Origin of the sequence: Dehalobacter sp. DCA (genome assembly GCF_000305775.1) — a bacterium.
Classification (GTDB): domain Bacteria; phylum Bacillota; class Desulfitobacteriia; order Desulfitobacteriales; family Syntrophobotulaceae; genus Dehalobacter; species Dehalobacter alkaniphilus.
This window is the reverse complement of record NC_018866.1, coordinates 175383-199763: the sequence shown is the minus strand read 5'-3', so window position 1 is coordinate 199763 and position 24381 is coordinate 175383. Positions and strand designations below refer to the sequence as shown.

General features: G+C 42.9%; 21 protein-coding genes and 1 pseudogene. 6 read left to right on the top strand and 16 right to left on the bottom strand.

Annotation, left to right across the window (positions count from 1 at the left end):
• Nucleotides 1–2 precede the first annotated feature (2 nt).
• Genes DHBDCA_RS01020 through DHBDCA_RS01010 form a run of 3 tightly spaced genes read right to left on the bottom strand, consistent with a single transcriptional unit; the run spans nucleotide 3 to nucleotide 2622 of the window.
• Nucleotides 3–926, bottom strand: a complete 924-nt coding sequence (locus DHBDCA_RS01020) for an ABC transporter ATP-binding protein (RefSeq protein WP_015042273.1) — start codon at nucleotides 924–926, stop codon at nucleotides 3–5.
• A complete protein-coding gene (locus DHBDCA_RS01015; protein ID WP_015042272.1) occupies nucleotides 927–1841 on the bottom strand; it encodes an ABC transporter ATP-binding protein in 915 nt (304 codons plus the stop codon).
• On the bottom strand, nucleotides 1834–2622 hold the full coding sequence (locus DHBDCA_RS01010) for an efflux RND transporter periplasmic adaptor subunit (protein WP_015042271.1): 789 nt from the start codon (nucleotides 2620–2622) through the stop codon (nucleotides 1834–1836). Before DHBDCA_RS01010 ends, DHBDCA_RS01015 begins: the two co-directional genes overlap by 8 nt.
• A 256-nt stretch (nucleotides 2623–2878) precedes the next feature.
• On the opposite strand from DHBDCA_RS01010, the gene DHBDCA_RS01005 reads away from it, so the two are divergent.
• Entirely contained in the window at nucleotides 2879–3547 is a 669-nt protein-coding gene (locus DHBDCA_RS01005; RefSeq protein ID WP_015042270.1) for a hypothetical protein, read from the top strand.
• A 169-nt stretch (nucleotides 3548–3716) separates the two neighbouring features.
• Here the strand turns inward: DHBDCA_RS01005 and DHBDCA_RS01000 are convergent, their stop codons facing one another.
• From DHBDCA_RS01000 to DHBDCA_RS00990, 3 genes are all read right to left on the bottom strand, one after another.
• The gene (locus DHBDCA_RS01000) at nucleotides 3717–5393 is read right to left on the bottom strand and encodes a CotH kinase family protein (protein ID WP_015042269.1); all 1677 of its coding nucleotides are present in this window, start codon (nucleotides 5391–5393) and stop codon (nucleotides 3717–3719) included.
• A gap of 55 nt (nucleotides 5394–5448) precedes the next feature.
• Complete coding sequence (locus DHBDCA_RS00995; RefSeq protein WP_015042268.1) at nucleotides 5449–6174, bottom strand: DUF4956 domain-containing protein; 726 nt, start codon at nucleotides 6172–6174, stop codon at nucleotides 5449–5451.
• 97 nt (nucleotides 6175–6271) lie between these two features.
• Nucleotides 6272–6952 carry a polyphosphate polymerase domain-containing protein gene (locus DHBDCA_RS00990; protein WP_015042267.1) on the bottom strand — a complete coding sequence of 227 codons (681 nt, stop codon included), beginning with the start codon at nucleotides 6950–6952 and terminating at the stop codon, nucleotides 6272–6274.
• A 116-nt stretch (nucleotides 6953–7068) separates the two neighbouring features.
• Between DHBDCA_RS00990 and DHBDCA_RS00985 the strand changes: the two genes are divergently transcribed.
• Together DHBDCA_RS00985 and DHBDCA_RS00980 are read left to right on the top strand one after the other, a co-directional pair.
• Nucleotides 7069–8313 (top strand): CapA family protein, encoded by a 1245-nt coding sequence (locus DHBDCA_RS00985; RefSeq protein WP_015042266.1) that lies wholly within the window; start codon nucleotides 7069–7071, stop codon nucleotides 8311–8313.
• A 309-nt stretch (nucleotides 8314–8622) separates the two neighbouring features.
• Nucleotides 8623–9884 (top strand): annotated as a pseudogene (locus DHBDCA_RS00980) (ammonium transporter).
• Nucleotides 9885–10002: 118 nt separating this feature from the next.
• Here the strand turns inward: DHBDCA_RS00980 and DHBDCA_RS00975 are convergent.
• The 3 genes from DHBDCA_RS00975 to DHBDCA_RS00965 all read right to left on the bottom strand — a co-directional run bounded on the left by DHBDCA_RS00975 (nucleotide 10003) and on the right by DHBDCA_RS00965 (nucleotide 11810).
• Nucleotides 10003–10338, bottom strand: a complete 336-nt coding sequence (locus tag DHBDCA_RS00975) for a group II intron maturase-specific domain-containing protein (RefSeq protein ID WP_015042264.1) — start codon at nucleotides 10336–10338, stop codon at nucleotides 10003–10005.
• 176 nt (nucleotides 10339–10514) lie between these two features.
• The gene (locus DHBDCA_RS00970; protein WP_015042263.1) at nucleotides 10515–11156 is read right to left on the bottom strand and encodes a hypothetical protein; all 642 of its coding nucleotides are present in this window, start codon (nucleotides 11154–11156) and stop codon (nucleotides 10515–10517) included.
• A 285-nt stretch (nucleotides 11157–11441) separates the two neighbouring features.
• Nucleotides 11442–11810: a helix-turn-helix domain-containing protein gene (locus tag DHBDCA_RS00965; RefSeq protein ID WP_015042262.1), complete on the bottom strand. Its 369-nt coding sequence runs from the start codon at nucleotides 11808–11810 to the stop codon at nucleotides 11442–11444.
• Between the two features lie 220 nt (nucleotides 11811–12030).
• Here DHBDCA_RS00965 and DHBDCA_RS00960 point away from each other — a divergent pair, with 220 nt between their 5' ends.
• Nucleotides 12031–12234: a helix-turn-helix domain-containing protein gene (locus tag DHBDCA_RS00960; RefSeq protein ID WP_015042261.1), complete on the top strand. Its 204-nt coding sequence runs from the start codon at nucleotides 12031–12033 to the stop codon at nucleotides 12232–12234.
• Nucleotides 12235–12432: 198 nt separating this feature from the next.
• On the top strand, nucleotides 12433–13794 hold the full coding sequence (locus DHBDCA_RS00955) for an MATE family efflux transporter (protein ID WP_015042260.1): 1362 nt from the start codon (nucleotides 12433–12435) through the stop codon (nucleotides 13792–13794).
• Nucleotides 13795–13951: 157 nt separating this feature from the next.
• Here DHBDCA_RS00955 and DHBDCA_RS00950 read toward each other — a convergent pair whose 3' ends face one another.
• On the bottom strand, nucleotides 13952–15559 hold the full coding sequence (locus DHBDCA_RS00950) for an L-lactate permease (protein ID WP_015045094.1): 1608 nt from the start codon (nucleotides 15557–15559) through the stop codon (nucleotides 13952–13954).
• Nucleotides 15560–15741: 182 nt separating this feature from the next.
• Entirely contained in the window at nucleotides 15742–17016 is a 1275-nt protein-coding gene (locus tag DHBDCA_RS00945; RefSeq protein WP_015042258.1) for a hypothetical protein, read from the bottom strand.
• 293 nt (nucleotides 17017–17309) lie between these two features.
• On the opposite strand from DHBDCA_RS00945, the gene DHBDCA_RS00940 reads away from it, so the two are divergent.
• The gene (locus tag DHBDCA_RS00940) at nucleotides 17310–18716 is read left to right on the top strand and encodes a sensor domain-containing diguanylate cyclase (protein ID WP_015042257.1); all 1407 of its coding nucleotides are present in this window, start codon (nucleotides 17310–17312) and stop codon (nucleotides 18714–18716) included.
• Nucleotide 18717: 1 nt separating this feature from the next.
• Here the strand turns inward: DHBDCA_RS00940 and DHBDCA_RS00935 are convergent, their stop codons facing one another.
• The 5 genes from DHBDCA_RS00935 to DHBDCA_RS00915 form a co-directional block, all read right to left on the bottom strand.
• Nucleotides 18718–19005 (bottom strand): hypothetical protein, encoded by a 288-nt coding sequence (locus DHBDCA_RS00935; protein ID WP_144020262.1) that lies wholly within the window; start codon nucleotides 19003–19005, stop codon nucleotides 18718–18720.
• 200 nt (nucleotides 19006–19205) lie between these two features.
• Nucleotides 19206–21680 (bottom strand): S8 family peptidase, encoded by a 2475-nt coding sequence (locus DHBDCA_RS00930; protein WP_015042256.1) that lies wholly within the window; start codon nucleotides 21678–21680, stop codon nucleotides 19206–19208.
• Complete coding sequence (locus DHBDCA_RS00925) at nucleotides 21680–22639, bottom strand: AAA family ATPase (RefSeq protein WP_015042255.1); 960 nt, start codon at nucleotides 22637–22639, stop codon at nucleotides 21680–21682. Before DHBDCA_RS00925 ends, DHBDCA_RS00930 begins: the two co-directional genes overlap by 1 nt.
• A 111-nt stretch (nucleotides 22640–22750) precedes the next feature.
• Nucleotides 22751–24031: a tyrosine-type recombinase/integrase gene (locus DHBDCA_RS00920; protein WP_015042254.1), complete on the bottom strand. Its 1281-nt coding sequence runs from the start codon at nucleotides 24029–24031 to the stop codon at nucleotides 22751–22753.
• Complete coding sequence (locus DHBDCA_RS00915; RefSeq protein WP_015042253.1) at nucleotides 24006–24272, bottom strand: helix-turn-helix domain-containing protein; 267 nt, start codon at nucleotides 24270–24272, stop codon at nucleotides 24006–24008. Before DHBDCA_RS00915 ends, DHBDCA_RS00920 begins: the two co-directional genes overlap by 26 nt.
• Nucleotides 24273–24381: the final 109 nt, after the last annotated feature.

The following is a 24381-nucleotide window of genomic DNA, read 5'->3' as shown; positions in this document are numbered from 1 at the left end:
GTCTATTCGGCGTATCCCGAGGTTCTTTGCTGTTTGGCCAAAGCTACAAAAACATCTTCCAGGGAAGGCATAATGATTTGAGGTTCGCAGGCCAAGTCCTGCTCCAGCTGCGAAACATTATCCTCTCCTGTCAGCAGGACGTGAAGGAGCGCCCCGTGGATCGTACACTCCTTAACATAAGGCAGTTTTTCGATTTCCTTCACGCGCTGCATGCCATCCTTGAGCTTCAGCTCAACCATGCAACCTTGAATTGATTTCTTCTTGAGTTGGTCCGGACTATCCACCGCCATCAGTTTCCCGCCGGATATAAACGCGGCCCGATGACAGCGTTCTGCTTCATCCATAAAGTGGGTTGTTACCATGACCGTGGTTCCCTCATTCGTCATTTTTTTGATGATCTGAAAGAACATTCTGCGGCTGGTCGGACTAACTCCGCTGGTCGGCTCATCCAGGAAAAGCAGCGGTGGTTTGGCAATGATAGCGCAACCCAAGGCAAGCCGCTGTTTCCAGCCCCCGCTTAAGTTACCGGCAAGTTCATTTTCCCTTCCTGTCAGATCGGCCATCGCAATCATTTCATCCATTCTCCCGGATAAATTTTTGCGCGGAATTCCATACAGACCTGCATAGAATTTTAAATTCTCTTTCACTGTAAGGTCATCATAGAGGCTAAATTTTTGAGACATGTAGCCGATGCTTTGTTTAATTTTTTCAGCTTCCTTTCGGAGATCATAGCCCAGAACTACCGCAGAGCCTCCGGTTGGTTCCAAAATGCCGCAGAGCATTCGGATTGTCGTCGATTTACCCGCGCCATTCGGTCCTAAAAAACCAAAAATCTCCCCTCTTCCGACCCGAAGCGAAACGTTGTCAACTGCGGTAAAGTCACCAAATTTTTTTATCAGGCCTTCGGTAATAATCACATTTTCCATCTATTTTCCTCCTGCCATGATGACAAAGACATCTTCAATGGAAGGGGCTGCTTTTTGCAGCTGGCTAAAGGTGCAGCCCTTTGTCGTAAGGGTCTGTTCAATCAAGGCTTCTGCTTCGACGTTCTTGTCGATGATCAAACGGTACTTGTCTCCAAATAGGGAATAATCCAGGATTCCATCTGTTTCCCCGAACAGCCAGGGTTCTTTTGTATCAGCCATAACCTCCCAGACCTGATAAGGGAATTTTTCTTTCAGGCCCACTGGCGTATCCAGCACATGAACGCTTCCTTCATTCATGAACGCTACCCAGGTACAAAGTTCCGCCTCATCCATATATGGGGTAGACACCAGAATGGTCATTCCTTCCCGGTTCAACTGGTATAGAATCTTCCAGAACTCCTTGCGGAATTCCGGATCAACACCATAGGTCGGTTCATCGAGAATCAACAGTTTCGGCCTGGTGACAAGCGCGCAGGTCAGCGCCAGTTTTTGCTTCATTCCGCCGGAAAGTTGATCCGCAAATCTTTTTTTAAACGCAACCAGGTTGGTGATTTCCAGAATCTCTTCCGAACGATGGATAATGACTTCTTTTTTAAGGCTGTACATCTCCCCGAAAAAGAGTAAGTTCTCCATGACCGTAAGGTCGCCATAGAGGCTGAAACGCTGCGGCATATAACCAAAATTTCTGGCACCGGCGTCTTTTCCTTTTTCCCGTTCTCTGTCCGTGAGCCCCAAAACCCTTACTTCACCGGCATCTGCGGTTAGCAGCCCGCAGATGACCCGGATGAGCGTCGTTTTACCTGCTCCGTCCGGACCAATCAAACCAAAAATTTCTCCCTCGCTGACGTTCAGACTTACATCGTTAACGGCCAGCAGAGATCCAAATTTTTTAGACAGTTGATTTACCTTAATCATTGGCCGTCTCTACCATTTTGATCATAACATCTGCCGGCATGCCTGGTTTTAATAATCCTTCGGGATTATCCACTGCAATTTTGACTTTGTAGACAATATTGGCCCTTTCTCTTTTGGTTTGAATCGTTTTGGGCGTAAATTCTCCCTGGCTGGCAATTTCAGCAATCGTGCCTGTAAACACCCTGTCCAGACCACTGATCGTGAAATTCGCTTCCCTCCCCAATTCTATAAAAGGCAGGTCATCTGTCGGTATATATACGTTAATCCAGACCTGGTCCAGATTGACAACCGTGGCCAACGTGGATCCGGCCGTGACATATTCACCAATTTCATAATCTTTGGCTTGAATGGTCCCGTCAATCGGAGATTTTATCTGCAGATCAGCCAGCTGTGCCTCCGTTGCTTTGACGACAGCCTGCATCAGCATTACCTGATCTTGGGCAGCAGTAATTGTATGGTCACTGCTTCCCGACGGCAAAGCATCCAGATTGTTTTGAGCAATTGCTACATTTAGTTTATCCCTTTCCAGCTGGGCTGCCAGATCATTACGCTGTATCTCGGCAATGATATCTGCTTTCTTGACCTTATCCCCGGATTTCACCTGAAAATTCTGAACCTTGCCGGCGATCATCACACGCAAGTCCACGGTGGTAGCTTCAATTGTACCGGATGCCTCAACCGTCCCATCATCGGAAAAATAAAAATACTCCCACCCCAGATAGCCTGAAAGCAATACAGCTGCAGCAATAATGGCTGCCACGATTTTCTTTTTTTTCGCCATTTTCACGTCCCCTTTTCAAATATGCTTTTCTTTTTCTCTGCCGTTTCAGCAATATCATACAGGATGTGATACAGTTTATCCATTTATATTTTATACGGAAGTCACGAATTTATGACTATAGTGACATTGTAGCATGACAACATCGTTTTGCAAAATAGGAAATCAAACAGAATGAAAAGTTGGCTATATTATTATTTTTTTGGCATACTGAAAATAGCGTTATATCATTTTTTAGACTGCAAAGGAGGCTAATTCAATGAAAATTGTCCCCGAACCTATTACACATGTATTAACGAAAAAGCATGTCCTCTGGAGCATTATCGTCCTGGCTCTCTTGTTTTTTAACGGATGCTCTCTCGCCAAACCGGAACCGAAACCGGCCCCTTCTCCCTCCAGCGAGCAGACTGAAAATATTGCCGCGTACATTCCGTTGAGTGTCGGCAATTACTGGTTCTATGAAGGAATCGGTAACGAATATGCTTCGTATACAGAAAAAGTTACGTACCAGCAGCGTAATCAATACCAGGTCATGATTGACAATGGCGGCACTGTTACCGCTAACAGGTATAAAGTTGCAGCAGACCGTGTTGTTAATACCTTCAGACAGTCTGAATTCTATGAAGATAAAAACATTTTGAACCAACCGTCAAATATTGAGGTCGTCCTGCTGCAATTACCGCTTACTACAGGCAATTCGTGGACCAGTGAAGGAAATTCATATGAGATCATTGACACGGCCGCCACGGTAGAAGTGCCAGCCGGGATTTTCGAAAATTGCCTGACTGTGAAAATCACGTATCCTGAAAGCGGAAATTACAGCTTATATTACTATAAGAAAGACGTCGGTCTGGTCAAATCCGAGTACGTGATGCCGGAAAATGAAAAAGTAATCTCCCAGCTTAAAGAATATGATGTCCAGCACTAGTGCCTTGTCAACCCTAAAATTTATGTAAACCATTGAGGGAAATTTTGTATGGCAAGGAGCTGCAAGACAACACAGTCATACAGAAATCTTACCAGTAGAAATATAGATTCAGAATAGACATGATAGGTTTACTCTGAATCAATGTTCAAACAGCAAGCCCTGTTTATACTTAGATCGAATGCTTGTTTCTTTTTTTCAGGATAGCCAGACTTAAAATCATAAGCACGAATGCCGCACCGCCAATAAAATAATTGTCCCGACGGTTTCCGATCCATCCGTTATTAGGATCTTGACTGGATGCTTCCTGCCAATTCATGCCCGGCATCTTTTGCTTATGCTCTATTCCTTCAGGCATATCTCCCGGCGGCTGCATACCCGGTTGATCCTGTCTTGTCAGGGGCTGCTGCAGCCCGCCTGCATTTTCACCGGCCCCATCTTCTGTTGTTCCTGATGAAGCCAGTTCCCCGCTCAGCTGTTTGGAGACATTATCAATCCGGTCCCGGATAAATGCAGCCAGTCCTATCAACTTTCCGCTTCCCGGCATATTCTTTCTAGCTCCAAAGCCACCTCGAAACGTGGTCATACTGTCTGTTGTGGGTTCCTGAGACGAGCCTTCGCCGATCGCCTGTTCAAATTGTTCCAGCGTATAGAACTTGGTTGGGTCACTTGTGACATAAGGTCTAATCAGATCTGCGGTTTTCTCGATTTTAGCCGTCATTTTCCCCAAAGCAAAAGGCCCTTCGATAAATGCTTTCATGTATTGGTGATAGACATCCTTATACGCCCGTACTTCGAGTAGTTTGCCCAGCAGCGGGCGTTGGTCCAAGGTCGTTCCGGAGACCGGCTGATCAATCGACAGCGCAGTGCCTCCGCCAAATCCGCCAAAGGACAAATTATAATCCCAGGGGAGGAAACTGAATAAACCGTTCTCCTCATATAAATAATAATTGTGGGTAAACTGTCCCTGATAGCTGTCCATATTGACAAGTACGGTGTTAACTGCAAAATATCGCAGGATCTCGTCAATATTCAGGTATGTTTCTAAGTCCCTGCCCTCATTCAGTGCTCTGATCATCTTGACTAAAGCCTCATTGCTGCCTTCTTTCGAGTCGGTCACAGCTTGCAGGCCACTGTAAGATTCAATATTGTCATCACTGTAAACCAGATCGTTTCCTTTACCCCGATCGCCATACGGTTTATAAAGTGTCCCATGGTCCTGGCCAAAGTACCTTTCCGCATATGCTTCTTCAACGCCCTCAACTGCCAGATACAAACCTGCTGGATGATCATTGATATAAAGGTTCGCGTAGCAATAAGCAGGAACAGGAACGCCCATCTCTTTCAGCAGTGAGTAGGATAGATATTCCCGCATGCAGGACGCATCATCCCAGCCATTATTTAAATTCAGTTTGGTCAGCCCCGAGAGGCTTTGCCCTTCAATATAATGATCAAAATCAATTTTAAAGCTGTAGCGGTCGGAATTGCTTCTCAGGACTGAATTAAGACTGGAATTGCCTTTGGTACGGATTCCGACATTTTTTGTCTTCACGCTATCGATCACAACCTGAGCCTCTTTATATTCTTCCTCTGCGGGATTTTGCAGCATGTCCTGATAATCCGCCTCAGGGATTGAAATGCGAATTTCGATGACTTTGTCAGGATCGAAGAAACGTTCCGTATAAGCGGAATAAACAGACTCTGCAGAGGAGCTGCCTGTTCCTGTTTTTCCAGTGTTCAAACGGACATTGGCACTATCTCCCTGCTTGAAAGACAGTGCCGCATAGGCGGTCGTTAAGGTGCATACTGTAAGCAGCGCCGCAACGATCCCTGTAAATTTTTTGTCCATGTTTTAATCCCTCTTTTTTCAGGTGTCGAATGTAATGCTGCTTAAGGGAGGATGATTATACTGCAAGCTCTCCGTTATAACTTACCAGGACGACATCATTTACACCTTCTATAGCTGCCAAGGCATTAACAAAATCCGTATTGTCAACTCTTAATCGCACTTCAATGGTAAGTTCAATTCCCTGTCCACCGCGAACCGCTTTTGATTTAATTTTCATTCTTTTGACATGCTCCGCCAGCTTTGTTAGCAGCATTTTTTCTGCCTCGCTGCCACTGCAATTTATAACCACCATATAGGGAATTTCATTGGTTGTTTTACTTGTAAAAATGATCAGCATGATTCCGATGACAATCGACCCGCTAATGACAAGCAGATACTGCCCGGCCCCACTGACGATTCCCGCTGCGATAGCCCAGAAGATAAAAACGATGTCCATTGGGTCTTTGATCGCTGATCTGAAACGTACGATACTTAAAGCTCCGACCATACCGAGAGAAAGAACGATGTTAGATGTGACACCCATGATAATGAGTGTGGTAATCATCGCCATACCTACTAGAGAAACATTAAAGTTCCTGGAATACATGACCCCATTGAACGTCTTCTTATACACCGCATAGATAAACAGTCCGAGTAGAAAAGAAATTAGCAACGTAATCGCCACATCAACAATAGAAAAATTTGTGACTGCGTTTTCGAGAAAACTGTTTTTAAAAATATCTGTAAAGGTAAACATTTGATCTGTAGCCGCTGTTGTAACGGCAGTCGTTGTTGTATCCATGATACTATCCTCCATTAAGATTCTAAATTATTTTGATGTTGAAATTCGATTTTACGGATTTAATTCACATTCTTTGTATTTATTTATATTTTGCGTTTTATCCGTATTTCCGGGATAAAACATATTTTGAGATTGCTGCCTTCTGTCTGCTGTCCAATTGAATCAGGTTGGCAATATGACTCGGCAGGTAACAGTCATATTTGATTTCCAGAATCGCCGTATCACTCGCTAAAGCATAGGCCAGTGGGGTGGTGAAATCCAAAAAGCTGGTCGCGGCGAGTCCGGTTTTTACATCACCGTCGATCGTGATCCTTACTCTACCCGGTTCCCATATATAGGCCTGACGCCGGTACTCTACAATTGTTTTCGGCTTAAACAGACCGGTTCTCATTTTCGTATAAAGATGTCGGCATACAGCTTCCGGACAATTTTTCAAAAATTGATAGTTGCCGTTGATTAAGTCTCGACATCCCCCTTCGGTCAAAATCGCATTCTCTTTAAAACCTGACCCATCGTTCTTGACTTTCTTCTCAAGCCGGATGATTGCAGTGGAATGATCATATGTTCTGATTCTGAATTTTTCCCGATATTTAACCCCTATCAACTTCTCTAATAATGCCGTATCATTAATATCATCAAAGTAAAGACTTCTGACGGTATAAAAGCCTTCGGGCCCGGTATGTTTGTCCTTGGGAAGCACCCTATTTAAACGGTTGACCAGTACTGCTCTGTCGAAGTTATTGATGCTCATTTTAATTTCCTGGCGATATTTGCTCACATGCTCACCCCCTGTCGCATATTCCAACGATCTTTTGATGATGCTATTTTATCCACTCTATGTGTCATTAATGTGAACGCTGGTTAACAAATTTGTGAAGAATTTAGGTGATGGCTATGTTAAGAAAACGTTGGCTTTCTGTATTTACAGCGGTGATCTTACTTCTTAGTGTTACCGTTTGGGAAAAAACCATGACGCCGCTGGCTTCTGAAACAGAACTGATGCCTGCCGCCAATAGTGCTGCTTCAGAAAGTGATCCGTCAGAGACTGCTGCTTCTAAACCTGAGGCTGCTGAGTCTACACAAATTAAACTTACGCTGCTTGGGGATATCATGTGCCACCCAACACAGTACGAGGCCGCCCAGACAAGCGGAGGCTATGATTTCAGACCTTCTTTTGAAGAAATCGGGGAGGATACAAGGCTCGCTGACCTGACTCTCGCCAATCTTGAAACGACCCTGGCCGGGAAAGAAATGACTTACAGCGGTTATCCTTCCTTTAATACCCCGGAACAAATAGCTGATACTGTCCGGAAAACACTTGGTGTGGATGTTGTCTCTACCGCCAATAATCACTCTTTAGACCGAAATTTTTCGGGCCTAAGCCGGATGATCGATTTTCTGGATCAATATGGTCTGAAACATACGGGAACCTATCAGACCGCCGAAGACAGTCAGGAAATTCTGATCCAGGAAATTTCCGGCCTGCGTATCGCTTTCTTAAGCTATACCTATGGCACCAATGGGGTTACCCTTCCTGAAGGTAAAGCTTTTGCTGTGAATTATCTGGACCGGGAAAAAATTCTTAGGGATGCTGAGAAGGCACGCACTCTGGGAGCAGACTTAGTTATTGCCTCTTTGCACTGGGGAACGGAGTATGCCACAAAACCGTCCGTTGAACAGGTCAATCTGGCCACCTGGATTTTCGAAAATACGGAGGTCGATATCATCGCGGGCAATCATGTCCATGCTGTCCAACCGATCACCTTTCTCCAAGTAAAAAACAAGTCCACTGGTAAAGAAAAAGAGGGATTGGTGATCTATGCTCAGGGAAATTTTATCTCCGATCAGAAAACAGATACGGCGAATATGGGTATCATGGTTAACATTTTTCTGGATATCCGTTCTTCAGAAAAACCAGTTATTACGCATGTTGCGTACTATCCGACCTGGGTTGATGAAACTCCGGGAGCCGGTCCAAAGACATATCGTGTCTTAAATGTGACAAAGGCCCTGGCCGATTATCAGTCAGGGCAGGATCCTCTGCTGGACAGCGCAGATTATGCGGAAATGCTGGCCTATGTATCTCAAATCAAGCAAACTATCCCTTCTGGAAATAGGATTCGCTTCGCCAACGAATAATGTATACAGTATATCTCTCTGTATACATTATTTATCATTATTATCTCTTTACAGCCTGCTGAATGTTCATTATATTCTTCTTAGGCAAAGAAGCCATAAAAAAAGTCAGCCTGCAAGCTGGTTTTTTTGGGGGCTTCTTTTTTTGATGTCTACGGACGACGGCACAGGAAGCGTGGAGGCGTTTAAATAGCCTTCACGGTGTCGAATACGTCATAGATGACAAAGTCATTCGACTGGACGAATGTCGCGGTGCCATGAATGGCAAGGAGATGCTGGCAAGGACGACAAAGATAAAAAGGAGAGATTGTAATGAATTATGGCGATATTGCCTTTATGCTTTTCAGCACCGCCCTAGTTTTCTTAATGATACCCGGACTCGCTTTTTTTATGGAGGGCTCGTCAAAAGACGCCATGTCCTGTCGATTATGATGCAAAGCATCGCTGCAATCGGAATTATCTCAATTCTCTGGATTGTTATCGGTTATACCCTGGCTTTTGGGCCGGATATCGGGCATTTGATTGGCGGATTGGACTATGCAGGCTTAAGAGGTGTCGGTCTGAATCCCAAAACGGAAAGTGCAACAATTCCTCATATGTTGTTTATGCTCTATCAAATGATGTTTGCAATTATTACTCCAGCTATTATGACCGGAGCAACAGCGGAGAGACTGCGCTTTCCAGCCTATATCCTTTTAATCTCCCTGTGGAGCCTTTTGGTTTATGCGCCTCTTGCTCATTGGGTATGGGGCGGAGGCTGGCTGGCTGATCTGGGCGTCTTGGATTTCGCCGGAGGGATTGTCGTCCATATAAGTTCGGGCTTTTCAGCCTTGATTGCCGCTTTATATATTGGCAAACGCTACCATAAAGACTCAGAGCAGGCTATCCCGCATAACATTCCATATGTGATTCTTGGCGGAGGTCTCCTGTGGTTCGGCTGGTTCGGGTTTAATGGCGGCAGTGAACTGGCTGCAGACGGTATTGCTGTGCTTGCCTCTACCACTACCCACCTGTCTGCCTGTGCCGGACTACTGGGATGGATAATCATTGAAAAACTGCTTCATGGCAAACCAACCGTACTCGGTGCTGTCTCAGGCATGGTTGCAGGGCTCGGCGCCATCACACCTGCCTGCGCTTACGTGACTCCGCTTGCTGCTGTCTTGATTGGACTGGTTTCTTCAGGTTTGTGCTACTTTGCAGTCGCTTGGCTGAAAGTTAAACTGGGTTACGATGATGCACTTGATGCTTTTGGCATTCATGGCATTGGCGGAACCTGGGGAACCCTGGCTGCCGGAATTTTCTGCACCACAGCCTTGAATCCCAATGGTGTGGATGGACTTTTCTATTCCGGGTCATTTTCCCAGGTTGGGATACAACTTTTGGCCATCCTCGCGACTTACGCTTACTGCGGCGTGATGACCTTATTGATCCTTAAAGTCATCAGTCTCATTACTCCTCTTGCAGCGACAACTGAAGAACAGGAAACAGGCCTTGATATCAGCCAGCATGGCGAAAGCGCCTATCCGGACATTGAAGGGATGACTTCCGATTCTGCCTGGAATATGCTGAATTAATAATTGACTATACGAATATATTAAATAGCACTTCTTCTATCTGAACCAATCGAGTAGGAGGGGGCGTCTCGCCCCCGACCTCTCACACCACCGTATGTGCGGTTCCGCGTACGGCGGTTCAATAGTTTAAGTGCAGTACCTCGTATTTCTTGGCTATGTCATCATAGCCGAGGGATTCGAGGTATTTGTCAGTCAACGTATGATTAAGTATCCCGCTCCCGGCTACTCTCCAGTAGCCTTTGCCAGTGTACCCATTCTTGTGTGCCCAGTAAACCGACATGCCGAGTGCTATCAGGTTCCCGATTCGGGTTTTTGGTCTCTTCCACTGCTTCCAGATATACATCCGTATCCGTCGTTTCAGCCACCTGTTCAGTTCCTGAATTCTGCTCCTCATACCGGCAATAGCGTAATAATTAAGCCACCCCGTGGTATATAGCTTCAGATTCCACCTCACGATGGACACCCTTGCCGTTCGGCTAGCACTTCCTACTACCAAGCGTGCAGCGGACTCTCACCGCCGAGTTGCTACCCATGCCGGGCGCACTTAAAAAAGGATTTTCACCGTAATCGGTGAAAATCCTTTTTGGTTTTGCCAGGAAAAAGTATACTTGAAATTTTTGAATGTAACAATTATTGGGCAAAGGAACGGCTTAAAGATTCGACTTGAACTGCATAAGCCGATTTGTAATGCCCATTATTCTCGTAAAAGGTCAACCTGCCGTTGATACCCAATCGATATGCCGTATACGATTCATATTTATTCATATAGACATCCTCTAAATACCTCAGATATCCACCGGCTAAGTAGGTTGCATAATATTTGTCTGTTGACAGGAGTTCCCCGTTCGGATAAGGGATCTCTTTATGATAATATTCGGTGATGGCCATGTAGGCCGTTTTTGCTGTAGCCAATTTCATTTGGGTCGTATTGTAGGATAAGGATCCTCCATCCATATTGGTGGCAGGTACATATTTTGATTCTTGGGCAATTAAGGCAAACAGTTCATAAGGTTCCAGATGAAAGGTCTCTTCTACGCTCGCAATATACGCTAGATATTCGGCATCAACCTGATAGTCTCTGGCAATTCGTGCTAAATTCTCTTGCCTGTATGTTTGATCTTCTTTTACACTAACGACGTTACATTCTTCTTCGCTTACTTTTTCCCTGTCTTCGGCAAAGGCGGCTGTCCCGACAAACATCACCTGTGCAGCAATCGTAAAAGCTACCAGGAACATAGCCAGGAAACGGCCAATCCTTTTCTGTTGAAACACGGTCTTTCCTCCTTAAGGACTTTTTGACAGCTTTTCGCCATCATCTTTTGTTATTTTGTCAGAATATAATTATCCAATACTTGAGATCCTCCCATAATTTTTATCTTGTATCTCAAGTGACAAAATTCTACATTTTTTTTACTTCAACCGATTTTACCACATCAAACCAAGAAACGCAAAAAAGAGGACCATTAATTTCCTCTATTACCATTATATATATACATTTATTTTTTATTAATAGTGTCTTTAGAACGTCTCATATCCGTTTAAAGGCCGGTGTACGGCTCAGTAGAGTTCGGAATCCCTGATCTTCTTTTTTATTTGCAGATACGTCAGCAATTCTTCCTGATCTTTTTCTTCCCAGAAATCAAAGTCGTCTAATTTCTCTAAGACTTCTCTAAAATGGACGCTTTTATCCGCCAGTGAATAAATCTCAGGTTTTGAACCCGCATCCTTCGTTTGTTCCCCTAAAAGGTAGGATACCGATACACCTAAACCCAGGGCAATATCTGTCAGCCGATCTAAAGAAGGTCTTCTTCTGTTTTGTTCAATATCACTCAAATAAGAGATAGAAATACCGCTTCTTTCAGAAAGCTTACGAAGTGTGAGCTTCTTCTCTTTTCTTTGCTCTTTAATCCGATCACCGACAGTCAACGCAATTTCCCCCAAATTTTCGATAATAGCGAATTAATACTAGTATAATCGCTGAAAAACGCCAGGTCTACTGAATTGCTATACATTTTTGACGTAAATATGCGCAATGTGGAAGAATATCCTATATTTGCTTGGGATTGGAACCTATTTTTGGCAGACGGCTAAATTTAACCGTTGCATAATTACGCTATATGCGTAATTATTAGACGGAGGTGGTGTTATGTCCCTTGGTTCAAAAATTCGGGAGATCCGGAAGAAAAAGCATTTAAAACAAAAGGAACTGGCTGAGATTGCCGGTATTTCCGTTTCTTATCTATGTGAAATCGAAAGAGATAAAACAAATCCATCTATTAAAACACTTTTCCATCTCACTCAAGCTCTTGGAGTCCGTCTGTCGACGCTCCTCGGCGATCAGGAATATTAGAAACAGAATAATATTAGTATTTTTTAAATGAGAAGGATTTTTCTGCGGAATGAAGTCCTTTTATTTTTTATTTGATAAATGCATAAAAGAATATTTCAAAGAGCTCCTTGAAAATTTCAACTAAGAATGTTAATATGAATAATTGTTGTTTTTCTGATAATCCCCAATTTATGAAGAAACTGTAGAAGGAGACTGTACATGGATAAAAGTTTTGAATTCGGTAATAAAAGCATTGGGAAGCTATTATGGCAATTCTCCTGGCCGGCGATTGTCGGTATGTTGGTGAATGCCTTATATAATATTGTTGACCGGATTTTTGTGGGCCGCGGCGTCGGTACACTTGCAATTGCTGCAACGACAGTGGCCTTCCCAATTATGCTTCTATTAATGGCACTGGGGATGCTAGTTGGTATTGGTGCAACAGCATTAATCTCCATTCGGCTCGGGGAACAAAAAAAAGATGAAGCCGAAAAAATTGTAGGTAATGCACTTACTCTCTTAATTATGCTTCCGCTTCTTTTTATGGTCTTTTATTTCTCATTTTCTGAACAGCTTTTGGTCTTTTTTGGTGCTAATCAGGAAGTATTGCCCAATGCACTTGATTTTACCAATATCATTGTTGCAGGATCCGTTTTTGGCGCAATCGGTTTTGGCATGAACAATTTTATCAGAGCTGAAGGAAACCCCAGAATTGCGATGCTAACGCAAATTCTCGGCGCTGTGATTAACGGGGTGTTGAATTACATTTTTATTTTTCATTTGGGATTAGGTATAGCGGGTTCCGCACTCGCAACGGTCTCGGGCCAATTCATTACGTCGCTTTGGGTATTGGGCTATTTTCTTCTCGGCCATAGCACGCTTAAGCTCCGCCTGAAAAATTTGAAACCGGATTTTCCGATCTATCTGGCCATATTGTCTATTGGCTTTGCTCCGTTTGCAATGCAACTTGCCAACAGTGTGCAGAATATGCTTCTGAATAAGAGTGTCATGCTTTATGGCGGCGACCTAGCGCTGTCTGCCATCGGCGTCATTATGAGTATTTCAACATTGTTCTTTATGCCGATTATCGGTGTCAGCCAGGGTGCTCAGCCTATCATAGGCTTTAACTATGGAGCCGGGCAGTTTGAAAGAGTTAAGGCAACATTGAAGAAGGCCATCATCGCGAGCACCTGTATTGCTGTTGTCGGCTATCTGGTCATACATTTCTGGCCCGAACAAATCATTGGCTTGTTCAGTGATAACGATAAGGCGCTTACAGAACTGGCAACTCACGTGATACTGATATTTTTTACAATGTTCCCGCTGATTGGTTTTCAAATTATTTGCTCAAGTTACTTTCAGGCAGTCGGCAAACCGCTTCAATCATCTGTTCTGAGCCTTTCCCGGCAGGTACTGCTATATATACCGCTTCTTTTGGTCCTGCCTCATTTTTGGGGAATTGAGGGTGTCTGGCGGGCTGCCCCGATTGCAGATATCTTATCCGTTTTGATCACAGCAACGTTGATAACGCTGGAAATGAAACGGCTTAGCAAAAATCAGCCCGCTGTCAGCGTAGGATAATTCAGGCTGATATAAAACTGATATATCTAAAATACGAACAAGGACTTCACAACTTTGAAGTCCTTGTTCGTATTTAGATGACCCGTTCTTTCTCAGAGATCGGGACACTGAAGGATCATATTTCAGCATAGACTTTATTTACGATATGATCTCCCGATTACACCAGGAACTTAAGCAAGGCGACCACCACAGCAGCAGTCACTGCTGACATGATGAGCGCAAAAATAAAGGCAACGCGCATCACTTTGTTTTCTTCACCAAGTTTATCAATAGATGCGGCCGCATTTTGGAGTTTTGCCGGGGAAATTACGCTGGCTAGTCCTCCACCAAAGGCTAACCCGGCTGTAACGATGATAATACCCTTAAGTCCCCAGTTAAGATTCGTTGCTGTTGACATGGTATATTTTGCAAACATCGCAATCGTCGAAGCTTCACTTCCGGTAATGAATCCTCCGAATAATCCAATAAAGCTTACAATAGCTCCGTAGGCTCCATGAAAAGCCTGCGCGGAATAGTCTGCGAGTACTTTCACCATACTTGGGCACAGTGTTTTCGACAGTGCGGCATTGAGATTGGAAGCCATATTAAATCCAGACATATTCATGACTTCACCAATCGCAAAGAAGATCGCTGCTGAGAAAACAGGTTTTGGTGCCCTTCGCCACCAAACTTTTATTGAATCTTTAATTTGGGCGGCTTTTGGGCGCATAATCGGGATCGAAATCAAGATGCTGACCAGAATCCAGGTGTAGGCATTCCATAAAGCTCGGGTTGCTATCGGCTTGCCGTCTGCAGATAAGCCGGGAATGCTGAGCGTCAGTGTCCGGTATAAATAATCGAAAGATTCCTTTGGCAGGTTAAGCGCCAGAATCAGAACGATCAAAAGCAGCCAGGGCATACTGGCTTTCCACAAAGGATATTCTTTTTCATAGGCAAGTTCTTCCGGCGTCAGCCGGCTTCGATCAATAATTTTTTTACCCGTTAGCTTAAGATACAGGATCATTACAAGAATGACTGCAAAACCACTTAAGACTCCTGTGAGGACAACAAGATTGTCATAATGATTGGTAAAATAAGCGACAATCGAAATGGTAATGCCCGTAACCAATACCGGGACAATCCCCTCTTTGACGGCTTTCCACTTTCCGACAATCCAAAGCATCGAAAAGCCGATCAAGGTAGATACAACCGGCAAAAACATAAAGAAGATGCTTCCGGCCTGAGAAAGGGTAATTTCATTGCCTTTTCCTAAAAAGCTGTTCGCGATATCCACAAACACCACGATCGGGGCGCCGAGTAAGGCATACGTACACAGGGAGTCATATCCGATCGCCGGTAAAGCTATGGCCACATACGTAGAGTATCCCATCGCAATCAAGATAGGCGGCAGAAGAGATACAGGAGTTGCTCCGACGGCAACCATCAACGTTCCAAATCCAATGTTGATCATCATGATCTGAACGGCTCTGTTTTCACTGGCTAAGGTCTTAATAAATATAATAATTCGTTTTAAGGCTCCTGTCTTTTCCATATAGGCCATTTGAAGCAGCGATGTGGCTACGATCAGTGATACTGAAAAAGATTTAATCAGACCGGCCAGCGTCGAGCGTACAATGACTTCTCCCGACGTCTGAAAAAACAAAAACGCCACAAGAGAAACAGCAAGCCAACCCACAATTCCACTGGTATGGGCTGGCTTTTTAAACACAATAAGCATAACAACAATGACTGCTATCGGCAGCAGTGCAAGCAGCAGTGACAACATTCTCTCCCATCCTTCCATTCTACAAGTATAAATTTTTTATAACTACCTACTTTATAATATATGATTTTGCTCAAAAAAAAAAGCACTTTTTTAGTTTTTTACTTTTTGCGTTATATGTTTCGGTCCAATAGAAAGGCCCGCTTTTCACCATAAAAAACGGGCCGAAACTGAAGATTTTCTAACTAAGGGATCATGACATATTGCGCGGGACCCGGAACAATGATCCATCCGTCATAAATGATGCTGATACTGAAATAGTAGTACTCGCCAGAAACTAAATTACCCTGGATATCGCCCTGATAATAAGTGTCGGCGTTGATTGTCACTGAAGTCCTGTTCCGGTCGGTAATCCACTCCAGATAACCGTCATTTGGATATTTTGGATTAGGATTACTCTTTGAAATGACCACTTTGTAGCCTTCAAAATTCGCTGCTTCCGAAGCTGGCCAGCTTAAAATCAAATTACTGCCGCTGGCTGTTGCCGATATGGCAATCGGATCCAGGCTCTGTTGGACACTTTCCTTCTCAGCTAGTGGATTGTATCCATCGGCCGGATACGTGACACGGACGGCATTTCCGGCAACTTTGCCATCACTGTACAAAGCCGTCACACTAACGTAATACGCCTGTCCGGGAGTCAGATAACTGCCAAAGTCCCCACCGTGATACGTTATGCTGTTGTCAATTACCCACCGGCTGGTGCTTTGATTGGTAATGTAAGTCAAATAACCGCTGCTGGGATAGGCCGGCCTGGAATTATTTTTGGAAATAACGACCTTATAGCCCTGGAAGCTTTCACTGTAAATCGGATTCCATTTGACAATGAGCCGGTTGTCGTCCTTAGAAACGGTTACCTGAGGTGCCTTTGAAGAGGAAGAGGAGGATACAACTGGTTTGACAGCAGGTTTTATTTCTGTAGCCGGTGTTTCCTTGGTGGGTTGTGTTGTTTCGGCCGGCGTTACGATAGCTTCCTCGGCAGGTTCCGGTGAAGAGACAGCCGTACCGCCCGGATACGTCAGTTGCAGACTATCACCCGGAACGGTCTTATCCGAATAAAGCACCGTGATGCTAAAATAGTATCTTTCACCAGAGACAAGTTTCTCGCCAAAGTCTCCGTTTTTATAGGCTTCACTGTTATTGATCACCGCACTGGTCATGGTCCTTTCAGTAATGTAGTATAAATACCCGTCGTCGGGATACTTCGGATTCGGATTGTTCTTTGAAATCACCACTTTATAGCCGGAAAATTTGGGATGATCAACCTGATCCCAATGTAAGATAATTTTATCGCCAGAAATCTCCCCGTTCACTGCCACCGCAACATAAGGAGTTTTATCCTCGCCTATTTTTAATCCGGGCCAGGAAGCATTTTGCGCATAACCATAGGTGACTATGCCTAAACAAAAAATGACTGCACATATCGCGATTGCAATATTTCTGGATAAACGAGGTTTCATGGTCTTTTCTCCTTTCATACTACCGTTTGCATACGAGTAACTTACTCTCAACTAAAAATAACGTAAAAAAATAAGATCAACTATGTAAAATCTATAATTCTACAGTATTAATTTAATTCCTTTTTCTTCCTTAATATTTATATATTTAGGAATTAAGTCCCATCAAATTAGGAAATATGGATCTGCACAATCCCAAATGTATAGTTTGATACGATGGAGAGGAGTATGTCATTTAATGTCGAATCATTGATCTAAATAAGCTTAATTACTTTTTCCAAAGGAGAGGAGGGAATATGATGAAAGAACCGGTTGAGTTGATCCAATCAAATCAAACATTTTTAATTAGACGTACCTTAGAATATGCAAAAATGCATAATTATACAAAATATACCTCTACTCTGGAAGAAGCTTGGCGTACATCAATTAACGGGTTGTCCGAAGCTTTAATCTCAGTTCTCAAGTCCTGTGAATCTATACCTGAATTAAATGTGGATGAAGATTATGCAAATGATCCAGTTGGCTCTTTTGGGATACTTGAGGCACAGCTTCATCGCAAACGTGGAGTTACCCTGGAAATGTTTTTAGGATTGATGAAATATTATCGTCAATCCTATCTCGATCTGATAATAGAAACCTATAGGAAAAAAAATATAGATTGTGATTACTTTTTATTGTTTATTAATCGGTTTTTTGATCGTATAGAATTAGCTTTTAGCAGTGAGTGGATCAACGAGAAGAAGGAAGTACTTACGTTAAGTCTTCAAAATACGAATCGTATGATGACGAATGAAAAAAATAAGTATTTAACAATATTTGAAAGTATTCCAACTCCTTCAATCATTTTGGATAGTAATAATATGATTGACAACATGAACAATGCAGCTAAAGAGTTCCTCAAGTCTGCAGGAATCGATGGGACATCTTATTATTCCAATGAAAAACATGAAATATATTTAGTAGATGTATTCCCTTGGCTTGCAGAAGAATTTACTGCTTTTATCAACGGAAATGATATTGAAGTATCCATTGAAAAGAATTTGAAGATGCTCGAATTAGGAACCAGGAATCTGGTTATAAACTTTCACCGCATGCTGGACGTAAGTGAAAAATATAAAGGTACAGTGATCATATTTACGGATTTAACATATAGAAAACAAATTGAGGACAGGTTAAAATTTATCAGTTTTCACGATGATCTTACAAGATTATACAACAGAGCATTCTTTAATGAAGAATTGTTAAGACTGTGTTCAGGCAGATCTAATCCAGTAGCGATTATAGAATGTGATGTTGACGGGCTTAAAGTGGTAAACGATACTTTGGGACATCATGCCGGAGATTTGCTTATTACTTCCACTGCTTCAATACTTCGACGTTCTGTCCGGGAAAACGATGTTGCTGCCCGGGTAGGTGGTGATGAATTTGCAATTGTTTTACCAAATTGCTCACCTGACTCACTAAAAGAGGTCTGTCAGAGAATCGAATTTGAACTCGAAAAGCATAACAAAGAAAACTCTTATTTGCCTGTGAGTTTTTCCATTGGTGCTGCATTAGGGGATGCTAATAATGGCAGCTTAGACCGCATTTATAGGAATGCCGATAGTGAAATGTATAAAAATAAACAAGAAAAGCGAGAGCAATACAAGCTTTGGTTCAACTCGTTATATGCTGAGTATGGGGATAAACTATTTAATAACTAATTTACTTTGCCGCCAGGCCATGGATGACAGCAGGAGCGGCCGCCCGTTCGAATCCCACCTTCTTATTTAAATAAGCTTCATCTTGCGATGAAGCTTTATCTTCAGTGGCGGAGAAGGTGGGATTCGCTCCGCTCGCCTTCGGCTCGCTTTCACGCCGGGGCGGGAAAACCCTCCCATGTGTCGGCTTTTCTTTATCCGCCCGTTCGAATCCCACCTTCTTATTTAAATAAGCTTCATCTTGCGATGAAGCTTTATCTTCAGTGGCGGAGAAGGTGGGATTCGAACCCACGGTACCTTTGCAGGTACGCCGCATTTCGAGGGGTAATTTTATGGGTTTTTCGCTCGTTTTGCTTTATATGTTTTTGTATCCTTATCCCTCAAAGGCTTGATTTTATAGGGATTTCCCAAAATGGCTTTATATGTGCGCATATCATTTTACTGTATTATCCGGGGCAGTTTTATAACAATTTTACAACATGATAACATTTATCAAGATACTTCAATCTCCACAGCATTTTTAATACTAGCTTCAACCTGTGTGATGATTGGCGTGTAGAGATTAATATCAATCTCTGGTGTTGAAATCGAAACAACTAGTGAATATCGAACCTTATTGTTGTAACGTCCAAGATACGCCCGCTCCCTCCACCAACCTATAACTGGGTACACGGCAATGTAATTAGCATCACACAAATCGACCGCGTTTTGTTGACGAAAGTCCGAATGAATTGAACCAACATCTCGATTATCAGTACCTAAATACCAAAACTTACTACCGCTTGTTCCTTCTCCTGAATCCTTCTTGTCTTCACCACGCATTTTAACATTAATGCGTTTCATGAAGTCAGTTTTAGTTTCATTCTGGTTTATTACATCAAATCGCAAACCACATGATGGATAGCGGTACTTATCTTTCCAACCAACCTCGCCAGGACCTGGCTCTATAAAATATGACAGCGTTACACGCATCTCTGTCGGGATAGAACCTAATCCTTGCAATACCTCCTTGGGCCATGGAATATGGTGAATATGCATCTCATTCATTCCGCTTTTGACAAATGGCTGTAATTCTCCCTCCATAACTAAGTTCACGCTATTATTCATGCACTGGATAGCTCTGTCCAAATTTGGAATCCCGTATCCGCATGAACGCAATAAATTACGCCTACCTTTTGTTTTTTTATCATCTTTGCAAAACTGAGATTTCATTGAATCAGTCCATCTTGCTGAATGAATAAGCAATGCACGAACTGTTTCCGGCCATATACCTGGATATTCAGCAATAATCTGTGCCGCCATCCAGGCTGCCTGAGCTGTTGCGGAACTTGTCCCCCATATTGTGCTGAACAGTCTAGACAGCGGCTTATAATGAGTTGTTAATAATGATAAATCCGTACACTCCGTATAATCCGTACCATTAGTCGCCACATTTCCGCCATCACATAGTATTTCAGGTTTTATTGGCCATCTATCATCCCACATTACAGAAGTCGAACTATACGGAGATAACTCTCCACTGTTAGCAACAGCCCTATAGTTTTTCAACAAATTATCCTCTATGCGGACATCTTGGCTATATGCACCAACAGTAATAGCATTCCATGCTTGTCCCGGACTTTCAACCGAGTGTATTATACTTGATTCAGGATATTCCGAATGTGAAAGTTCGAATGGATAAACATTTCCTGCGCTAACGAAGAACAACCGCTTTTCGTCTCTATCCATTGCACCGGAAACAATACTATCAACAGCCCCCGACCAAGATGTGGGGCTTCCGTCATTTGTATTATATCTTTCGGATGTAACAGCCATGCAAACGGTACGTTCAATATGAGGACGGCTGATTTCTGCTAGATACACAGCTCTCTGGGTAATAGCTCCATAGAGTTTGGGATCATTTTCACCCTTTGGTGGTAGGATTTTTACCGACTCAAGATGATGAACAATTCTCTGGCGATTAGGAGAGAGAAGTCTGTCCTGTAAATTGTAGTATAGAGCAATTCCAGCCATCTCCGTACCATGACCGTCATGGTCGCCGTTACCCCAAGCTGCTTCAACTGATTGGACTGTGTCATCATCAAATGCGCCAGAAAGCAAAAGGTGACCAGAAGAAACTCCTGTATCAAGAATACAGATAGCAGCATTTGAAAAATCATAATCTATACGAGACAGCAAATCTTCTACCCATTCTCTTTGTTCTTTACTATTTAATTCTTCAAAAAAACTCGTGACTTCAGGAGCCCTACGAATTTCAGCAATGTATGCATGGCGACTAATCAACTCTCCGAGTTGTGTAGCACTCGCATAAATCAATTTGATCAATCGCTCAGGAAACTTAATTAACTTCTCATCACAATGAATGCCCAATTCTTCACATTTTGCCGAGAACGAAGACTCAACTTCATCAAATTGAACATCTTCGACTCTTAGCCATATTTCGCACCATACCGGGGTGTCTGTAGGCATATCTTCCTTCTTGCCAATCCAGAAGGCTTCCAAAAATGCCAACTTGACATCATCAATACTGCTAATAAGGTCATTGTATTTTGGCTTCCCATTTTTTTCATAAGATTCCAGATACTTTTCTACTTTGTTAATGAAGAACGCTTCTTTACCTTCGGGAACATAAACAGTTGCCCGAACAGTATCTGTCTCTTTATCAGTTTTAACATTCAAAAGGCGAATCCCCGCTGAAAGATTTTCGAGACTTTTGATACTCAGATCATATTGCTGCTTGCCGGAAAATTCAAGATATGTACCTTCTTTATATCGAATTGCCGCAACTTGTTTCTGTGTGAGTGATTGAGCATACGCTTCCTCAAATTTGCGTTTTAAAAAATTCGCATGAGTATTGACATCTCTATCTGGGATTCTCTTTTCAGGGCCTCGGCCGCTTTTGGAGACATAAGGCAATGGTTCTATTGTATTAGAAAGAAATATGTTCTTTTTTTCAACAGCCATCATTACGCCTCCTTATTAGAATAGACCGAAAGCCTTTCGCTGATTATACTCATCAAATTCTCTTGTGAAAGTTCAACATCATTCAAAATAGAGTGCTTAATTGCATCATCGCATACTCGCGCAATCTCTGCATGACTCAAAGAAAGCGCCTTATTAACCAACAGTTCTGATGGCGCAAAATCAGGAGAAAATGCACCTAATTTTATTTCAAATAATCTTTGTACATCATCGGATGATGGTAATGAATAATGCAAGACATCATCAAACCGTCGGAACAATGCCTGATCTAGCATTCGATGATTGTTAGTGGCTGCGATAATGATACTATCTGAAGCGTCTTGTTCAATAAATTGCAAAAAAGAGTTTAAGATCCGGCGCATTTCACCAACTTCATTATCTAAGCCCCTATCAGCACCGATGGCATCAAATTCATCAAACAAATAAACGCCAGTTATACTCTCGATGGAGTCAAAGATCTGGCGCAGTTTTACACTGGTCTCACCCATAAATTTAGTAACCATTTTATCCATTTGGACGACAAACAATGGAAGACGCAGTTCCGAAGCAATAACGGATGCAGTCATTGTTTTTCCTGTACCCGGATTTCCCTCGATTAGTATCTTTCTTCTATTAACCAAACCGTGTTTTTTTAACTTGTCGCGGTTGGTAAATTCATTAAGGATACGAATTATTCTATTATGCACTTCATCAGAAACAACCAAATCCGATAGCCTATCATCCGGACTGGACATTAGCAACATTTGATTCTGATTATTTATTTGAACAACTTTCGCTTTTGAGAAATTTGCCTTATCAAGAAGTGCTTTTAGTTCACGAGCTAAATTTGTATGGCCATGCTTAGCTTCGTATGCAGCAATTTGCAAGACAGTTGTCTTGAATTTTTCGTCGTCACGATCAAAATGAGCTCTAATCAGCCCTTTGATTTGATCTGCTGTAGCCATTACAATCACCTCACTTTAAATACAATTTCCCAGAATAAATCTTACTCTTTATTTGCATAATGTCAATGAGACATACTGATAAATACGCAATTCAAACAGGACGTTACATATTTATCGCTCCATGTTTCTACTCATTTTCTTAGGTTTCTTCGACGCTGCTTTAGCAATCTCCTGCGGATGCAGGGCATTATGGTAAGCATCGAGCACGGTCTTTTTTCGATCCAATCGTACATTCACATACTGTGCTGTGACAGCTTCAAGATTTGTGGAAATACCCAGTGATATGCCTATACCTTTTAGGGTATGGCCTAAAATCTCGCCTACAGTGTAGAAGTCCCCAGTAAGCTGGTGCATATTGGTGGCTGCCGAATGGCGCAAGTCATGAAAGCGGATATGTGGCATTTCAAGATGGCGCAACATTTGACCAAAATTACTAGATACACGATCAGCGCGTAATGGTGCACCATTGGGCTTCGCAATGACAAGGCTATTATCGTAATATTCCTGCCCTGATAATTGGGCCAATTCCTTTTGCTTATGTTGTAAAACAAGCTGACGCACGAAGTACGGCAGAGTAGTTTCTGTGATGGGGAGTACACGGTCATTGGATTTGGTTGGAGCCATTTCCATAATAGTCATGGTTCCAGGCGGAACTTTATAAGGCAATTGCTCCAAGATTGAAAAGGTTTTGTTTTGTAAGTCTACATTGTCCCAGCGCAGTCCTAAAACTTCATTGCGACGCAGTCCATACATGCCGCTTAAAACAATAATCATTTCCCATTCTGTTCCTACGCAGTTGCCCATAAGCCGTTGCATTTGCTCAACCGTATAGGGGTCGGGAGTCTTGCCCTGTTTTCCAAACTTGGTGATAATGTCGCGGGCTGGGTTCGTTTCTATGTAGTGGTATTTTCGGGCCGCCTCTAATGCTACGCTCAAAATACGCTGCGCATAACGGACGGTGCTTTGAGAAAGTTTTTTGTCAAATAGCTTTTGAAACATGTTATCTATCATGGCAGGGGTAAGTTGTTTTAAGGGAACATTGCCAATAAAGGGTAGAATATGGTTTTTAATATGGCTTTTATAACCTGCAAAAGTGCTTGGGCGCAAGTTTGCCTTGCCGTGATTTTCCACCCAGGTCTCCAAATACTCTTTCATGGTTTGTTTGGATTTCGTAGCCTGTAAAGGCTGGTATCCCGGTTTTGTCAGTTTTGTACGCATCTCAGCTTCATGGCTCAAAGCTTCCTGCTTGGTCGCAAATCCGCGCTTACCATAAGTCTTATAGCCGTCGTCTGTTTTATAGCGAATGAAAACATCATAAACCGTTCCTGTGCGGGACGTGCTGACACCATCTTGATTCCGTTTATTTTTAACCTGCCTTGGTGCTACCGACATATTTCTCATTACCTCCTTTCTTGCTTATGCCCGCTGATATTTTATTCCTTTCATACCAGTCCCATATGGCTGCATCAGCCAGCAAACGGCGGTTTCCGTTCTGTACATATTCAATTTCACCTTTGTCCATCAGTTCCCGTAGCTTGTTTTCGCCTATACCGGAAATACGGCTCATTTGCTCTACTGTCTTCAGCATAGGCAGAGGTTCAATAGCTTTTACAGCCTGTTGTTTTACGGCCATACTACTGTCTCCTTTCTTTAAAACATTGACAGACAAAAACCGCGCCTGTTTGCTCCTAGTTGTCTTTATATGGAATCGCTAAGACTTGGAATTGTCTTATCTCTATAAG

Coding starts and splice junctions, on each gene's coding strand:
- DHBDCA_RS01020 (WP_015042273.1), bottom strand. CDS start 926: ATGGAAAATGTGATTATTACCGAAGGCCTGATAAAAAAATTTGGTGAC.
- DHBDCA_RS01015 (WP_015042272.1), bottom strand. CDS start 1,841: ATGATTAAGGTAAATCAACTGTCTAAAAAATTTGGATCTCTGCTGGCC.
- DHBDCA_RS01010 (WP_015042271.1), bottom strand. CDS start 2,622: ATGGCGAAAAAAAAGAAAATCGTGGCAGCCATTATTGCTGCAGCTGTA.
- DHBDCA_RS01005 (WP_015042270.1), top strand. CDS start 2,879: ATGAAAATTGTCCCCGAACCTATTACACATGTATTAACGAAAAAGCAT.
- DHBDCA_RS01000 (WP_015042269.1), bottom strand. CDS start 5,393: ATGGACAAAAAATTTACAGGGATCGTTGCGGCGCTGCTTACAGTATGC.
- DHBDCA_RS00995 (WP_015042268.1), bottom strand. CDS start 6,174: ATGGATACAACAACGACTGCCGTTACAACAGCGGCTACAGATCAAATG.
- DHBDCA_RS00985 (WP_015042266.1), top strand. CDS start 7,069: ATGTTAAGAAAACGTTGGCTTTCTGTATTTACAGCGGTGATCTTACTT.
- DHBDCA_RS00960 (WP_015042261.1), top strand. CDS start 12,031: ATGTCCCTTGGTTCAAAAATTCGGGAGATCCGGAAGAAAAAGCATTTA.
- DHBDCA_RS00955 (WP_015042260.1), top strand. CDS start 12,433: ATGGATAAAAGTTTTGAATTCGGTAATAAAAGCATTGGGAAGCTATTA.
- DHBDCA_RS00950 (WP_015045094.1), bottom strand. CDS start 15,559: ATGTTGTCACTGCTGCTTGCACTGCTGCCGATAGCAGTCATTGTTGTT.
- DHBDCA_RS00945 (WP_015042258.1), bottom strand. CDS start 17,016: ATGAAACCTCGTTTATCCAGAAATATTGCAATCGCGATATGTGCAGTC.
- DHBDCA_RS00940 (WP_015042257.1), top strand. CDS start 17,310: ATGATGAAAGAACCGGTTGAGTTGATCCAATCAAATCAAACATTTTTA.
- DHBDCA_RS00930 (WP_015042256.1), bottom strand. CDS start 21,680: ATGATGGCTGTTGAAAAAAAGAACATATTTCTTTCTAATACAATAGAA.
- DHBDCA_RS00925 (WP_015042255.1), bottom strand. CDS start 22,639: ATGGCTACAGCAGATCAAATCAAAGGGCTGATTAGAGCTCATTTTGAT.
- DHBDCA_RS00920 (WP_015042254.1), bottom strand. CDS start 24,031: ATGTCGGTAGCACCAAGGCAGGTTAAAAATAAACGGAATCAAGATGGT.
- DHBDCA_RS00915 (WP_015042253.1), bottom strand. CDS start 24,272: ATGGCCGTAAAACAACAGGCTGTAAAAGCTATTGAACCTCTGCCTATG.